Origin of the sequence: Streptomyces aureus (assembly GCF_000725495.1) — a bacterium.
Lineage (GTDB): Bacteria > Actinomycetota > Actinomycetes > Streptomycetales > Streptomycetaceae > Streptomyces > Streptomyces aureus_B.
The window spans coordinates 251,656-265,943 of record NZ_KL647041.1; the positions used below are offsets into that span (position 1 = coordinate 251,656).

Genomic DNA, 14,288 nt, shown 5'->3' on the forward strand with positions numbered 1-14,288 from the left:
TCCGGCCGGAGCGCGCGCCGGGCCGCGCGCCTATTGACTAGCTCTATTCAAGAAGTCAGGATGTGAATATCTACAGCAACAGTCCGCTAGGAGGCAGACCATGTCAGGACCCCGCCCCGTCCGAGCGCCGCGCGGTACGGAACTGAGCGCCCTGGGATGGCAGCAGGAAGCCGCCCTGCGGATGCTGCAGAACAACCTGGACCCCGAGGTCGCCGAGCACCCCGACAAGCTCGTCGTCTACGGCGGCACCGGCAAGGCCGCCCGTGACTGGCGCTCCTACGACGCCATGGTCCGCACGCTGCGGACCCTCAAGCAGGACGAGACGATGCTCGTCCAGTCCGGCCGTCCCGTCGGTGTCATGCAGACCCACGAGTGGGCCCCGCGCGTCCTCATCGCCAACTCCAACCTGGTCGGCGACTGGGCCAACTGGGAGGAGTTCCGGCGCCTGGAGCAGCTGGGTCTGACCATGTACGGCCAGATGACCGCAGGTTCCTGGATCTACATCGGCACCCAGGGCATCCTCCAGGGCACCTACGAGACCTTCGCCGCCGTCGCCGCGAAGAAGTTCGGCGGCACCCTCGCGGGCACGATCACCCTCACCGCCGGCCTCGGCGGCATGGGCGGCGCCCAGCCGCTGGCCGTCACGATGAACGACGGCGTCGCGATCTGCATCGACGTCGACCCCCGCGCCATCGAGCGCCGCATCGAGCACCGCTACCTGGACGTACGCGCCGACTCCCTGGAGCACGCCCTCCAGCTCGCCGTCGAGGCCCGTGACCAGCGCAAGCCGCTCTCCATCGGCCTGCTCGGCAACGCGGCGGAGCTGCTGCCGCGCATGCTCGCCGAGGGCGCGCCCATCGACATCGTGACCGACCAGACCTCGGCCCACGACCCGCTCGCCTACCTCCCCGTCGGCGTCGACTTCGACGACATGGCCGACGCGGCCGCCAAGGACCCGGCCGGCTTCACCACCCGCGCCCGTGAGTCCATGGCCAAGCACGTCGAGGCGATGGTCGGCTTCATGGACGCCGGTGCCGAGGTCTTCGACTACGGCAACTCCATCCGAGGCGAGGCCCAGCTCGCGGGCTACGACCGCGCCTTCGCCTTCCCCGGCTTCGTCCCCGCCTACATCCGCCCGCTCTTCTCCGAGGGCAAGGGCCCCTTCCGCTGGGCGGCCCTGTCCGGCGAGGCCTCCGACATCCACAAGACGGACAAGGCGATCCTCGACCTCTTCCCGGAGAACGAGTCCCTGCACCGCTGGATCAAGCTGGCCGGCGAGCGTGTCCACTTCCAGGGCCTGCCCGCCCGCATCTGCTGGCTCGGCTACGGCGAGCGCGACAAGGCCGGCGAGCGCTTCAACGACATGGTGGCCTCCGGCGAGCTCGCCGCCCCGCTCGCCATCGGCCGCGACCACCTCGACTGCGGCTCCGTCGCCTCCCCGTACCGGGAGACCGAGGCCATGCTCGACGGCTCCGACGCGATCGCCGACTGGCCGCTGCTGAACGCCATGGTGAACGTCGCCTCCGGCGCCTCCTGGGTCTCCATCCACCACGGCGGCGGCGTCGGCATGGGCCGCTCCATCCACGCGGGCCAGGTCTCCGTGGCCGACGGCACCAGGCTCGCGGGCGAGAAGATCCGCCGCGTGCTGACGAACGACCCCGGCATGGGCGTCATCCGCCACGTCGACGCCGGCTACGACATCGCCGAGTCCGTCGCGGACGAGCGCGGTGTGCGCATCCCGATGCGCGAGGGCGGCGACGCGTGACGTTCCACAGCATGTGGGCGGAGCTGCTGCCGGTCGGCCGCAGCTCCGCCTCCGGCGGCTACCGCCGGTTCGCCTGGACCGGGGCCGACACCGAGTGCCGCGCCTGGTTCCGGCAGCAGGCCGAGTCCCGCGGGCTCACCTACGAACTCGACCGCAACGGCAACCAGTGGGCCTGGCTCGGCGACCCCGCCGAGGGGGACGCCGTCGTCACCGGTTCCCACCTGGACTCCGTGCCCGACGGCGGCGCCTTCGACGGCCCCCTCGGCGTCGTCTCCTCCTTCGCCGCCCTCGACGAACTGCGCGCCCGGGGCGTCCGCTTCACCAAGCCCCTCGCCATCGTCAACTTCGGCGACGAGGAGGGCGCCCGGTTCGGCCTCGCCTGCGTCGGCTCCCGGCTGGCCGCCGGACAGCTCACCGTGGAACAGGCGCACCGGCTCACCGACGCCGACGGCGTCACCCTGCCGCAGGCCATGGAGCGCGCCGGGTACGACCCCGCCGCCATCGGACCCGACCCCGAACGCCTCGGCCGGATCGGCGCGTTCGTCGAACTCCACGTCGAGCAGGGCCGCGCCCTCGACCTGAGCGGCGACCAGGTCGGTATCGCCAGCGCCATCTGGCCGCACGGCCGCTGGCGCTTCGACTTCCGCGGCGAGGCCAACCACGCCGGCACCACCCGGCTCGTGGACCGCCACGACCCGATGCTGCCGTACGCCGAGACCGTCCTCGCCGCCCGCCGCGAGGCCCGGCTCGCGGGCGCCGTCGCCACCTTCGGCAAGATCGCCGTCGAGCCCAACGGCGTGAACGCCATCCCCTCCCTGGTGCGCGGCTGGCTCGACTCCCGCGCCGCCGACCAGGCGACCCTCGACACCGTCGTCGGCGGCGTCGAGAAGGCGGCCCGCGAGTACGCCGAGGCCCAGGGCGTCGAACTCGACGTCGTCCGCGAGTCGTTCACCCCCGTCGTCGAGTTCGGGCACGCCCTGCGCGAGGAACTCGCCCGCATCCTGGGCAAGGAACGCGACGCCGCCCTGACCGTGCCCGTCCTCGGGACCGGCGCCGGACACGACGCCGGAATCCTCTCCGGCACCGTCCCGACCGCCATGCTGTTCGTACGCAACCCCACGGGCGTCTCGCACTCCCCGGCCGAGTACGCCGCCGAGGACGACTGCGTGGCCGGGGTGACCGCACTCGCCGACGTACTCGAAGGGCTGGCCTGCAGGTGACCAAGACGTACTGGCTGGAACACGCCTGGCTCGACACCCACGTCGAGCCGGGCGTCGCCGTGACCGTGTCGGCCGGCGGCTCCGGAGCCGGTGCCGACGGCCGCGTCACCGACGTCCGCACCGGAGTCGACACCCCGCCGCCGGGCGCCGAGATCCTGCGCGGCCTCACCCTCCCCGGCCTCGCCAACGCCCACTCCCACGCCTTCCACCGCGCCCTGCGGGGCACCGTCCAGGTCGGCTCCGGCACCTTCTGGACCTGGCGCGAGATCATGTACTCCTTCGCGGACCGGCTGACCCCGGAGACCTACCACGCGCTGGCCCGCGCGGCGTACGCGGAGATGGCCCTCGCCGGAGTCACCGCCGTCGGCGAGTTCCACTACGTCCACCACGCCCACGACGGCACCCCCTACGCCGACCCCAACGCCATGGGCGAGGCGCTCATCGCCGCCGCGGCCGACGCCGGCATCCGCATCACCCTGCTCGACACCGCCTATCTCTCCTCCGGTTTCGGACAGCCGCCCAACCAGCACCAGCGGCGCTTCTCCGACGGCACCGCCGAGGCCTGGGCGGAACGCTGTTCCCTCCTCAAGGACCGGGACCACGCACGGATCGGCGCGGCGATCCACTCCGTACGGGCCGTGCCCGCCGGAGAACTCGCCACCGTGGCGCGCTGGGCCGAGGAGCGGCGCGCCCCGCTCCATGTGCACCTGTCCGAGCAGACCGCGGAGAACGAGGCCTGCCTCGCCGCCCACGGACGCACCCCCACCCGGCTGCTCGCCGACCACGGCGTCCTCGGACCGCGCACCACGGGCGTCCACAACACGCACCTCACCGACGAGGACATCGCCCTGCTCGGCGGCTCCGGCACCGGCACCTGCATGTGCCCCACCACCGAACGCGACCTCGCCGACGGCATCGGCCCCGCCGTCGCCCTCCAGGCCGCCGGCTCGCCCCTCTCGCTCGGCTCCGACAGCCACGCCGTCATCGACCTGCTCGAAGAGGCCCGCGCCATGGAGCTGAACGAACGGCTGCGCACCCGCACCCGCGGTCACTGGACGGCCGCCGCCCTGCTGCGCGCCGCCTCCGCCGACGGCCACGCGGCCCTCGGCTGGGACGGCGCGGGCAGCATCGAGACGGGCGCCCTCGCCGACTTCACGACGATCGCCCTCGACTCCGTCAGGACGGCGGGACCGGTGCCGCGCCTCGGCGCCGAGACGGCCGTCTTCGCGGCCACGGCCGCCGACGTCCGGCACACGGTCGTGGCGGGCCGGCACGTCGTGCGCGACGGCGCGCACACGCTCGTACCGGACGTGGCGACAGCGCTCGCGGACGCCGTCCAGGCGCTCCGCTCCTGACCCCCGGGCGGGCGGGGGAACCCGCCCGCCCGGCCTCGTCACCAACGACCCCTCCCTCGGCGACGGTTCCCCCCTCGGTCTGATCCAGGACGCGGCCGTCGTCATCGAGGGCGACCGGGTCGCGTGGACCGGTGAGGCCGGCAAGGCACCCGCCACCGACCACCGGGTCGACGCCGGCGGGCGCGCGGTGATCCCCGGCTTCGTGGACTCCCACTCGCACCTGGTCTTCGCGGGCGACCGCACCCAGGAGTTCAACGCCCGCATGTCCGGACGCTCGTACAGCGCGGGCGGCATCCGCACCACCGTCGCCGCCACCCGCGCCGCCTCCGACGAGGAACTGGAGCGCAACCTCACGCGGTACCTGCGCGAGGCGCTCCGCCAGGGCACCACGACCTTCGAGACCAAGTCGGGCTACGGCCTGACCGTCCACGACGAGGCCCGCGCCCTGCGCATCGCCGCCTCGCACACGGACGAGGTCACCTACCTCGGCGCGCACATCGTCTCGCCGGACTACGCCGACGACCCGGCCGGCTATGTCGCCCTGGTCACCGGCGAGATGCTCGACGCCTGCGCCCCGTACGCCCGTTGGGTGGACGTCTTCTGCGAGAAGGGCGCCTTCGACGGCGACCAGGCGCGGGCGATCCTGACGGCCGGCAAGGCCAGGGGCCTGCACCCGCGCGTGCACGCCAACCAGCTCTCCTACGGGCCCGGTGTGCAGCTCGCCGTCGAGCTGGACGCGGCGAGCGCCGACCACTGCACCCATCTGACGGATGCCGACGTCGACGCCCTCGCGAGCGGCGACACCGTGGCGACCCTGCTGCCCGGCGCGGAGTTCTCCACCCGCGCCGAGTGGCCGAACGCCCGCCGGCTGATCGACGCCGGTGTCACGGTGGCGCTGTCCACCGACTGCAACCCCGGTTCGTCGTTCACCTCGTCCGTTCCCTTCTGCATCGCGCTCGCGGTACGGGACATGCGGATGACCCCGGACGAGGCCGTGTGGTCGGCGACGGCGGGCGGTGCGCGCGCCCTGTGCCGGGACGACGTCGGCCGCATCGCGCCGGGTGCCTACGCGGACCTGACCCTGCTGGACGCTCCCAGCCACGTCCACCTCGCCTACCGCCCGGGCGTCCCGCTGGTCACCGGCGTCTGGCGGCGTGGAGTCCGCGAGATCTGAGCGCCGACGGGGCCCCGGCGGGGGCCCTCAGGCGCTGCCCGCGCGCCAGCGCTGGCCCGTGCCCCCGGTCAGCGGCACCAGGGACAGCCCGCCGTCGCCGTCCGGCGTCACCGCCGTCTCGATGGCGACGGCCGGGCGGATCACCCCGTCCCCGTCGACGGTGAACCGGAGGTTGTCGCCGTGGTCGCCGTCGAGCGAGGAGCACTCCCAGATGCCCACGCCGCGGTCGACGGAGCCGCGGCTGTCCAGACAGAAGTCGTCGTCGGCGGCCGACCGGAGGGAACCGTCGGAGACCCGCCAGCGCTGGGTGTCGGAGGACGAGCAGGGCGCCGTGACGACGTCTGTGCCCTTCTCCATGTCGCCGTCGCGGATGTCCAGGCACAGCCCCGAGGCCACGTTCACCACCTGGGTGAAGGAGCCGCCGGGCGGCCTGAGGACGGCGGTGGGGCTCGGCCTCGGGCTCGGTGACCTCGGCGGCGCCGAAGTGCGGGACGGGGAGGGCGACGCGGAGGTGGCCGACGGGGACGGCGAGGACGAGGGCGAGGCGGCGGAGGCCGACGGGGAGACCGGGACCGTGGCCGTGACGGTCACCGCGGGCGGGCCGGACGGCGCGGCGACCGAGCCGGCCGTGTCCGTGGCGGGCGTGGTGCCCGGGGCCAGCAGCAGGTAGAGCACCGGCGCCAGGGCCACACCGAGGGCCGCGGCCGAGGTGAGCACGACCCGGCGGGACGGCCGCCATGGCGGTGCCGCCCCCCGCGGACCGGCCGGCGGCACGGGCGGTACGGGGCCCGGCGGCACGTCGTTCGTGACGTACGCCGTGCCCGCCCACGGCAACAGGCCCTCGGCCAGGGCGGAGCGCGGATGGTCGCGCAGGGCGGACAGTTCCTCGTACGCGGCCGAGCAGTGCGCGCAGTGCGCCATGTGGGTGTTGAGGTCGGTGCTGGTGCGGGGGTTGTCGGGCCGCACCGACTCCTCGATCAGCCGGCGGAAGTCCCCGCAGCGCGGATCGTCCGAGGCGGCCAGCCGGTACCGCAGACAGGCGTGGGCCAGCGACTGGAGCGCCTGCTCGCCGCCGTAGGTGACGTCCTCGGGGGTGAGGCCGAGCAGGACCGCCGTCCGCGGCGTGGGTTCGCGCTCCACGGTCGCGTACCAGATGAGGCCCTGGGTGCGGGACGGGAGCGACTGGAAGGCGGGGAGCAGGGAGGGGACGGGCCCGGAGGGGCCCGCCGTGCTGAGGACGAGGAGCAGCCCCGGGTCGAGGCCCGCCGCCCGCTGGTCCCGGGCCCAGGAGGCGGCCACGCGTCCCGCCAGCAGCAGGAGCTGGTGCCGCCAGGGGACGTTCGGGTCGATGCCGCGGGCCGTCTCGCGGGCCGCGAGGGTGAAGGTCTGGGCGGTGAGCTGTGTGGCCCCGGACTCGCCGGTGGTGCACAGCCGGGCGTAGGCGAGGACCGAGGGGCGGTGGCGTCCGCGGAGTTCCCGGAGGGCCGCGTACGCCGTCGAGGTGCCGCCGCGCAGCAGCTCGGTCAGCCGGGCGTCGGACGCTCCCGTGGCCTGTCCGTCGCCCTCGGCCGCGGTGTCTCTGTCGGCCGGGTCGCCCTGTGCCATGTTCGTCCGCCTCCCCGCACCTGGTGCGTGCTCGTCCGGTCCTGACGTACCGGCCAGTTTGGGATGCCCATAGTGACGGGATCGGTCTCCCGGGAAAAGAGTTGTTTCGACAACGATTCCGTGGGAGCGCTCTCAACATCCCTGAGCGGTGCGTGAGTTGTCTGAGCTGCGCGGATCCGTTCCCGGGCGGGAGCCGGAAAGACGGAACGGCCCGGCGCTTTCGCGCCGGGCCGTTCCGTGTGCGCGCGGTCTCGCGGACCGCGAAGCCTGTCACTCCTCGACGGTCAGACCCTTGCGCAGCCGCACGAGGGTGCGCGACAGCAGCCGGGAGACATGCATCTGGGAGATGCCGAGTTCGTCGCCGATCTCGGACTGGGTCATGTTCGCCACGAACCGCAGCGAGAGGATCTGCCGGTCGCGGTGCGGGAGTTCGGCGATCAGCGGCTTGAGCGACTCGACGTACTCGATGCCCTCGAGCCCGTGGTCCTCGTAGCCGATGCGGTCCGCGAGCGCGCCCTCGGAGTCGTCCTCCTCCGGCTGGGCGTCCAGCGAGCTGGCCGTGTACGCGTTGGACGCGGCCATGCCCTCGACGACTTCCTCGCGGGTGATGCCGAGCCGCTCCGCGAGCTCGTCCACGGTCGGGGCGCGGTCCAGGCGCTGGGCCAGCTCGTCACCGGCCTTGGCCAGGTCGAGCCGGAGTTCCTGGAGCCTGCGCGGGACCCGGACGGACCAGGAGGTGTCGCGGAAGAAGCGCTTGATCTCGCCGATGATGGTCGGCATCGCGAAGGTCGGGAACTCGACCCCGCGGCTCAGCTCGAACCGGTCGATCGCCTTGATCAGGCCGATGGTGCCGACCTGGATGATGTCCTCCATCGGCTCGCTGCGGGAGCGGAAGCGGGAGGCGGCGAACTTCACCAGCGCGAGGTTGAGTTCGACGAGCGTGTTGCGGACGTACGCGTGGTCGTGCGTGCCCTCCTCGAGGGACTGCAGCCGTGCGAAGAGTGTCTTGGACAGAGCCCGTGCGTCCACCGGCCCCACCTCGTCGAACGGGGGGATCTCCGGGAGTCCGGCGAGTCCGGTGAGTGCGTCGACTCCGTCGGTTCCGGTGTGGTCGACGTGCTCCGGGGAATCCGGAGAAGGAGCCGACGTCGCCGTCAGGTTCTGCGATGCGTCGAGCCGGGGTGACATGTGCCCTCCATCGTTCTCGGCATATGGCTGCCGATGCCCATACGTGCACTGCGGTGTGCGGCGCCTCCAAAGCCGGCCGGGTCGGATAGGTGTCTCTTCTAGCCCTACCCGCTTTCCTGAACTCACCGCAAGTGTCATGTGCGGTGAAATGTCCATTTTCGGGGGGTTGTTCGGGTGTCGGGTGACGTAGAGAAGGCGTAGTGTTCGAGTGCGTACGTCAGTAGTCGCGACACTCGGGAGAGAGACGGCATGGACCGCGGGACGGTCGGCAGCGCACAGTCTGGCCGGCTTCTTGTCGAGGTGCGGGAAGAGGGCACGAGTGCTGTCGTGACCCCCGCGGGTGAGCTCGATCACCACACGGCTGATCTGTTGCGTGAACCACTCGAGGGATGCCTCGAAAAGGGGTACGCGCGACTGGTCATCGACTGTTCCCGGCTGGAGTTCTGTGACTCCACCGGGCTGAACGTGCTGCTCGGGGCCCGGCTGAAGGCCGAGGCCGCGGGCGGCGGGGTACATCTGGCCGCGATGCAGCCGGTGGTCGCCCGGGTCTTCGAGATCACCGGGGCGGAGGCCGTCTTCACCGTCCACGACACGCTCGAAGCGGCCCTGTCCGCCTGATCCGGGGGTCCCTCGCCATGTCGCCTCACGCACCCCCGGTACCCCTGAGTGACCGGCGTGTCACCGTCGCCACAGGGGCCGTGCCGAATAAGTGGGTGTTCGGGCCGTTCCGTCGGGCAGGAGAGATCCTGGACGCGCCGGTGGTCCGGGGGCGGACGGCGGGCGTGGCGGAAGATGTTGATCCACCAGCGGCGAAAGCCGTTGATCCATCCGTACTGAGTACTGCGTACTGAGTCTTGAATCGTGAACCGGTGAATCGGTGAGGTGAAGCGCTGATGAGCACCACCCGGCCTTGCTCGCCGGGCGACCGCGGCCCCGAGTCGGGCGACGGCGGCGCTTCCGCGGTGTCCGCGCCCGGCGTGGCGCCCGTGGACGGCGCGACGCCCGTCGACGTCGCCCCGTCTGCCGGGGCGACGCCCGTGGACGTCGCCTCCCCGGCCGGCGCGGCCCCCGCGGCCGTGGGCCGTCAGATCCGGGCGCTGCGCCTCGAGGGCGAGAGCGGCGTCGTGCCGCTCGCCCGCGACTTCGCCCGGCAGGCGCTGTACGCGTGGGGCTGGCTGCCCGCGGCGAGCGCCGACCGGCGCGCGGCCGCCGAGGACGTCCTGCTGGTCGTCTCCGAGCTGGTCACCAACGCCTGCCTGCACGCCGAGGGCCCGGACGAGCTCCGGATCTCCTGCGACAACAAGGTGCTGCGCATCGAGGTCTCCGACCGGGGTGCGGGCCAGCCCGCCCCGCGGACCCCGCACCGCGCGGGCCGTCCCGGCGGCCACGGCATGTTCATCGTGCAGCGGCTCTGCCTGGACTGGGGCGTCGTCCGCGCGCCCGGGGTCGCGGGCAAGACGGTCTGGGCCGAACTGGGAGCCCCGGCCTAGGGTCTGTCCGACCATTCGCGTCCGCCCGGCCGCAGGAGCCGTCCGACAACTCAAGAGCAACACCCGGCGCGCGCCGGATCCTCACGGATCCGGCGCGCGCTGTGTCTTCCCTCCTCAAGTCCCCGGGCGTACCTTGACGGCCGATCTGATGTTCCGTCAGAAACGAGGGGCAGGCCCGTGTCGTACCGGACGTACCAGAAACGAACCGCCGCGCTCGCGTTCGCCGCGGCCCTGGCCGGCTCGGCGGTGCTGACGGCCGCCCCCGCTGCCCGGGCGAATGTGGTGGACGTCAACTACCAGTGCAAGACGCCGATCGGCGACAAGAGCGCCGTCTCGCCCATCGACATCAAGGGCGTCAAGAGCGGCGGCTCCTACAAGCTCACCATGTCCTGGCAGAAGGGCGTCTCCTCCAGCCCGGTCGAACTCGGCAAGGGCGCGATGTCGCCGAGCGCCGTCATCAAGGTGGGCGGCGCGGACAGCGGCACGGTCGCGGTCAGCGGTCCCGCCAACGCGGCCGCCATCCCCGCCAACACCCCTATAAAGATCAGTGACTTGAGCGGGACGTACACGCCGAAGAAGTCCGGCAAGGTCACCTTCACCGCGGGTGTCCTCACCATCAAGGCCCTCGGCACCACGACCACCTGCACCCCCTCGAACAACCCGGGGCCCTCGCTGACCCTCGACGTGACGGCGGCCGGCGGCTCCGGCTCGTCGACGTCGGGCTCGTCGGCCTCGGGTTCCTCCGGCTCCAGCGGGTCCCAGAGCGGCTCCGACTCCGGCGGCTCCCTGCCGCAGACCGGTCCCGAGGACTCCGTGATCGCGCTCGGCACCCTCGGCGGCACGGTCCTGCTCGCGGGCGCGGCGGGCGTGCTGTGGCTGACGCGCAGGCACCAGGCGGTACGCCGCTGACCTTCCCGCACGACGACCTGGAGCCGCCGCATGCCGTACGCACTCCCCGCCGCCCGCGCGCTGGGCCTGACCCTGGTGCTGCTGGGCGCGGCACCGACGGCCCGGGCCGCCGAGGGCTGGTCCGTCGTGCCGGCCGCGGACGGCGCGGCCGACGGGCGGCCCGCCGTCTACGCGGAGGGCGCGCCCGGCACGGTCCTGCAGGACGCGGTGTCCCTGCTCAACCCGGGAGCCCGGCCCCTCACCGTCCGGCTGCGCGGCGCCGCGGACGGCACCTTGGGCAGCGCCCCCGCCGGGCGGGACCGGCCCGTGGACGCGGGTGCGTGGATCGCCTTCGCCGGGCACGCGGACGGCCGCAGGACGGCGGTGCGCGAGCTGTCGGTGCGGGTGCCGGCGCACACCCGGGCCGACGTGCCGTTCACGATCGCCGTCCCGGCGGGGGCGGCGCCGGGCGATCACCCCGGCGCGGTCCTCGCCAGCGGCGGCGGCCGCACCGAGGCGGTCCGGGTCCGGCTCCGGGTGCCGGGACCGGCGCTGCCGGCGCTGACCGTCGAGCACGTCCGGGTGGGCGGGGGCCGGATCTCGTACGAGCTGGTCAACCGCGGTACCACGGTCCTTCGGCCGTCCCTGGCCGTGCACGCCGACGGGGTCCTCGGCCCGCTCCTCGACCGGGGCCCGCGGGCCCTGCCCGTCGAGCTCCGGCCGGGCCGCCGGGTCACCCTCCACGAGGTGTGGGCCGACCCGCCGGCGCTCGATTCGGCCAGGGTGCGGCTGACGGTGACGGCGGCGGGCGGCGTGCGCTCGACGGCGACCGCGGAGGTCCGGTTCGTGTCCTGGACGGCGGTGGCCGGGGCGGGAGGCGCCCTGGCGGCGCTGCTCGGCGCGGTGTTCGCCCTGTGGCGACGGCGGCGGGCCGGGACGCGGGGGCCGGGACGCGGCGCGGGCCGGGCGCCCGACGGCGGGGCCGGTGAACGGCCCGGCACAGAGGTCGAGTTGACGGGAGCGGTGGTGTGAGGGTCCTGGGCGGCAGGATACGGACGGCGGCGCTGGGGGCGGTGCTGGCCCTCGTGCTGGTCCCGGCGGTGACGGCGGCCGCGGCGATACCGGCCTCCGCGGCGATACCGGTCTCCGCGGGGGCACAGGCCTCCGCGGCGGCACCGGCCTCCGCCGCGGGCAGGCCGAGCGTCACGCTGTCCAAGTCCGAGGCCGGGACCGGCGGTTCGGTCGTCGTGACCGGCCGTGGATGGCGGCCCGGGACGCTGCTGATGATGCTGATCTGCGGACAGTCCGTGCCCTCGCGCGGGGTGATCGGCGGCACCAACTCCTGTGCCAACGCCGACGGGCGGGCCGTCACCACCGACGAGCAGGGCGGTTTCAGCAAGAAGCTGCCGGTGGCCGAGCCGCCCGAGCCGTGCCCCTGCGTGGTGCACGTCGCCACCGTCACCGGGGAGAAGGCCGAGGCCGACGCGATCTTCATGGTGGCGGGCCACGCGGTCGAGCCGTTGCCCAAGGAGGAGGGCGGCGGCCGGATCGCGGTGCTGACCGACACCCGGCTCGACGGGTCGAGCGGTCTGCTGACCTGGTTCGGCTCGCCCCCCTCGCGCACCCTCGTCCTCACCGTCGGCAACGTCGGCACCGCCCCCGTGAAGGACCCGGTCTTCCAGGTCGGCACCGCCCACGGCGTGTTCGCCCCGCAGTGGGAGGAGCAGCAGTGGCGCGGCACCGTCGCGCCGGGCCGCAAGGCGCAGATCAGGATCCCGGTCGAGCTGTCGGCCGGGGCGCACGGCGACTACACGATCTCGCTGAAGTACGGCGGGAAGGTGCTCGCCGAACAGCCCTGGGGCGTCGGCCGCCCCTGGGGCGTCACCCTCTTCTGGATCCTGCTCTGCGTGGTCGTCCCGGCCGCGGTGTTCCGGATCGGCATGGCCGTGGTGGACCGCGTGCGTCCCCGCAGGTCCACCGGACGGGCCGGCCGCCACCGGGCCCTGTGGCCGGCCGCGCGCACCCCCCGCCTGCCCCGGGCGGACCCCGCCTCCCGGACGCCGGCGGACGCCCCGGCCTCCCCGCTCCTGCCCTGGTTCACCCCGGACGGCGATCCGGGGGCCGGGGTGCACGGCCGGCTCTCCGCACCGCACGAGAACGGTCCGACGACGCAGACGAGAAAGGGGCACACGTGAGCACGCTACGGAGAGTGGTACCGGCCGGAGGCCGCCGAGCGGGCGCGGCCGGGGTCGCGCTGATGCTCGGCGGTGCGGGCATCCTGCTGGGAGTGGCCGCGGTTCCGGCGCAGGCCGCCGAGGTGTCGTACAGCACGGAGTGCATTCCGCCCGCCATCTCCGGGCTGCCCGCCGTGGAGGGCACCACGAAGGTCGAGATCACCGCGCCCGCCGAGGCGAAGGTGGGCGACGAGGTCACCATCACCTGGAAGTTCGTCCAGGCCGCCTCGAAGAACCCCGACGTCCTCGATCTCGACGCGAACACCGTCAAGCCCACCGGGACGCTGAAGGCGGGCGGCGCGCAGAGCGCGGACATCGCGATGGAGGGACCGCGCGAGAACCCCGCCATCCCCAAGAACAGCGACATGAAGCTGTCCGACATGACGGGCAAACTGAAACTGACGACGGCGGGGGACGTCACGCTCACGCCGGGCGCGTACAACATCAACGTCAGCAAGCCGATCTCCACCGACACCAAGTGCACCCCCAAGGAGGCGGTGAACCCCTCGGCGACCATCAAGGTGACGAGCGGCGGGACGGGCGGCACGCCCACCCCCACGCCCACTCCCACCCCCACGCCCACTCCCACCCCGACGCCGAGCGGGTCGGCCACCCCGTCGCCCAGCGGCAGCGGGACCGACACCGGCGGCTCCGGGAGCGGGCAGACCGATTTCACGGGCAAGGAGGTCTCCGTCCCCTACGCGTGCAAGACGCCGATCGGCGACAAGAACGCCACCTCGGCCGTCCAGATCAACGCGAAGAAGAACGGCGGGAGTTTCGACCTCACCGTGCAGTTCAAGGCGTCGGTGATGGACAGTCCGGCGGACATCCCCGCGGACTCCGTGAAGCCGTCGATGGAGGTCGTCCTGGGTGGCGCCGACAAGGGCACGGTGCATGTGGAGGGGCCCACGAACTCCGCGCCCATCAAGTCGGGCGACCCCATCGAGATCCCCGATCTGAAGGGCACCTACAAGCCGGGCGCGACCGGCAGTTCGACCCTGTCCCCGGGCGTGCTGACGGTGATGGCCCTCGGCACGACGACGACCTGCACCCCCGCCAAGTCCGTGGTCTCGCTGACCCTGGACACCTCGGAGCAGGCGAGCGGCGCCTCGGGCGGCGGATCCTCCTCGTCCGGCTCCGGTTCGGCCGGCACGTCCTCCAGTGGCGGTCTGGCGGAGACGGGCTCCGGCAGCCACGCGGCCCTTCAGGCGCTCGGACTGGTGGCGGGCACGGTCGTCCTGCTGGGCGGCGCGGTCTTCACCTTCATGCCGGGACGGCGCCGGACCCGGTGACCGGCACGCGCTGACCGCCATGGCGCCCCATCAGGTCCCCGCCCCGGCCCGGCCGGCCGCGGGAACGGCGAAGGGCC

The 14,288-nt window shown here is 73.4% G+C and carries 11 protein-coding genes and 1 pseudogene; 10 read left to right on the top strand and 2 right to left on the bottom strand.

Annotated features, from left to right (window positions below; all coding sequences use genetic code 11):
* Positions 1-100: 100 nt before the first annotated feature.
* The 4 genes and pseudogenes from hutU to hutI all read left to right on the top strand — a co-directional run.
* Positions 101-1,765 carry a urocanate hydratase gene (gene hutU, locus IO36_RS40865; protein WP_037628228.1) on the top strand — a complete coding sequence of 555 codons (1,665 nt, stop codon included), beginning with the start codon at positions 101-103 and terminating at the stop codon, positions 1,763-1,765.
* Positions 1,762-2,985 (top strand): allantoate amidohydrolase, encoded by a 1,224-nt coding sequence (locus tag IO36_RS40870; protein ID WP_037628229.1) that lies wholly within the window; start codon positions 1,762-1,764, stop codon positions 2,983-2,985. The genes hutU and IO36_RS40870 overlap by 4 nt, the downstream gene beginning before the upstream one ends.
* Positions 2,982-4,340 (top strand): formimidoylglutamate deiminase, encoded by a 1,359-nt coding sequence (locus IO36_RS40875; RefSeq protein ID WP_037628230.1) that lies wholly within the window; start codon positions 2,982-2,984, stop codon positions 4,338-4,340. The genes IO36_RS40870 and IO36_RS40875 overlap by 4 nt, the downstream gene beginning before the upstream one ends.
* Positions 4,341-4,368: 28 nt before the next feature.
* A pseudogene (hutI, locus tag IO36_RS40880) lies at positions 4,369-5,514 on the top strand (imidazolonepropionase); the annotation flags it as partial.
* Between the two features lie 27 nt (positions 5,515-5,541).
* On the opposite strand, the gene IO36_RS40885 reads toward hutI, so the two are convergent.
* Both IO36_RS40885 and IO36_RS40890 read right to left on the bottom strand, forming a co-directional pair.
* Positions 5,542-7,119: an RICIN domain-containing protein gene (locus IO36_RS40885; RefSeq protein WP_037628232.1), complete on the bottom strand. Its 1,578-nt coding sequence runs from the start codon at positions 7,117-7,119 to the stop codon at positions 5,542-5,544.
* A 270-nt stretch (positions 7,120-7,389) separates the two neighbouring features.
* Entirely contained in the window at positions 7,390-8,307 is a 918-nt protein-coding gene (locus IO36_RS40890; protein WP_037628233.1) for an RNA polymerase sigma factor SigF, read from the bottom strand.
* Between the two features lie 249 nt (positions 8,308-8,556).
* Between IO36_RS40890 and IO36_RS40895 the strand changes: the two genes are divergently transcribed.
* From IO36_RS40895 to IO36_RS40920, 6 genes are all read left to right on the top strand, one after another.
* Positions 8,557-8,925, top strand: coding sequence for an STAS domain-containing protein (locus IO36_RS40895; RefSeq protein ID WP_037628234.1), 369 nt, complete (start codon positions 8,557-8,559; stop codon positions 8,923-8,925).
* A gap of 275 nt (positions 8,926-9,200) precedes the next feature.
* On the top strand, positions 9,201-9,797 hold the full coding sequence (locus tag IO36_RS40900; protein WP_037628235.1) for an ATP-binding protein: 597 nt from the start codon (positions 9,201-9,203) through the stop codon (positions 9,795-9,797).
* 177 nt (positions 9,798-9,974) lie between these two features.
* The gene (locus tag IO36_RS40905) at positions 9,975-10,706 is read left to right on the top strand and encodes an LPXTG cell wall anchor domain-containing protein (RefSeq protein WP_037628236.1); all 732 of its coding nucleotides are present in this window, start codon (positions 9,975-9,977) and stop codon (positions 10,704-10,706) included.
* A gap of 30 nt (positions 10,707-10,736) precedes the next feature.
* Positions 10,737-11,717: a COG1470 family protein gene (locus tag IO36_RS40910; protein WP_037628237.1), complete on the top strand. Its 981-nt coding sequence runs from the start codon at positions 10,737-10,739 to the stop codon at positions 11,715-11,717.
* Positions 11,718-11,722: 5 nt separating this feature from the next.
* Positions 11,723-12,880: a hypothetical protein gene (locus IO36_RS40915; RefSeq protein ID WP_037628328.1), complete on the top strand. Its 1,158-nt coding sequence runs from the start codon at positions 11,723-11,725 to the stop codon at positions 12,878-12,880.
* Positions 12,881-12,942: 62 nt separating this feature from the next.
* Positions 12,943-14,211 carry a hypothetical protein gene (locus IO36_RS40920; RefSeq protein ID WP_037628238.1) on the top strand — a complete coding sequence of 423 codons (1,269 nt, stop codon included), beginning with the start codon at positions 12,943-12,945 and terminating at the stop codon, positions 14,209-14,211.
* Positions 14,212-14,288 lie beyond the last annotated feature (77 nt).

Bases quoted from the DNA above. Each gene is read 5' to 3' on its own strand.
- IO36_RS40910 (WP_037628237.1), top strand. From the start codon at position 10,737: ATGCCGTACGCACTCCCCGCCGCCCGCGCGCTGGGCCTGACCCTGGTG.
- IO36_RS40900 (WP_037628235.1), top strand. From the start codon at position 9,201: ATGAGCACCACCCGGCCTTGCTCGCCGGGCGACCGCGGCCCCGAGTCG.
- IO36_RS40920 (WP_037628238.1), top strand. From the start codon at position 12,943: ATGCTCGGCGGTGCGGGCATCCTGCTGGGAGTGGCCGCGGTTCCGGCG.
- IO36_RS40885 (WP_037628232.1), bottom strand. From the start codon at position 7,119: ATGGCACAGGGCGACCCGGCCGACAGAGACACCGCGGCCGAGGGCGAC.
- IO36_RS40890 (WP_037628233.1), bottom strand. From the start codon at position 8,307: ATGTCACCCCGGCTCGACGCATCGCAGAACCTGACGGCGACGTCGGCT.
- IO36_RS40895 (WP_037628234.1), top strand. From the start codon at position 8,557: ATGGACCGCGGGACGGTCGGCAGCGCACAGTCTGGCCGGCTTCTTGTC.
- hutU (WP_037628228.1), top strand. From the start codon at position 101: ATGTCAGGACCCCGCCCCGTCCGAGCGCCGCGCGGTACGGAACTGAGC.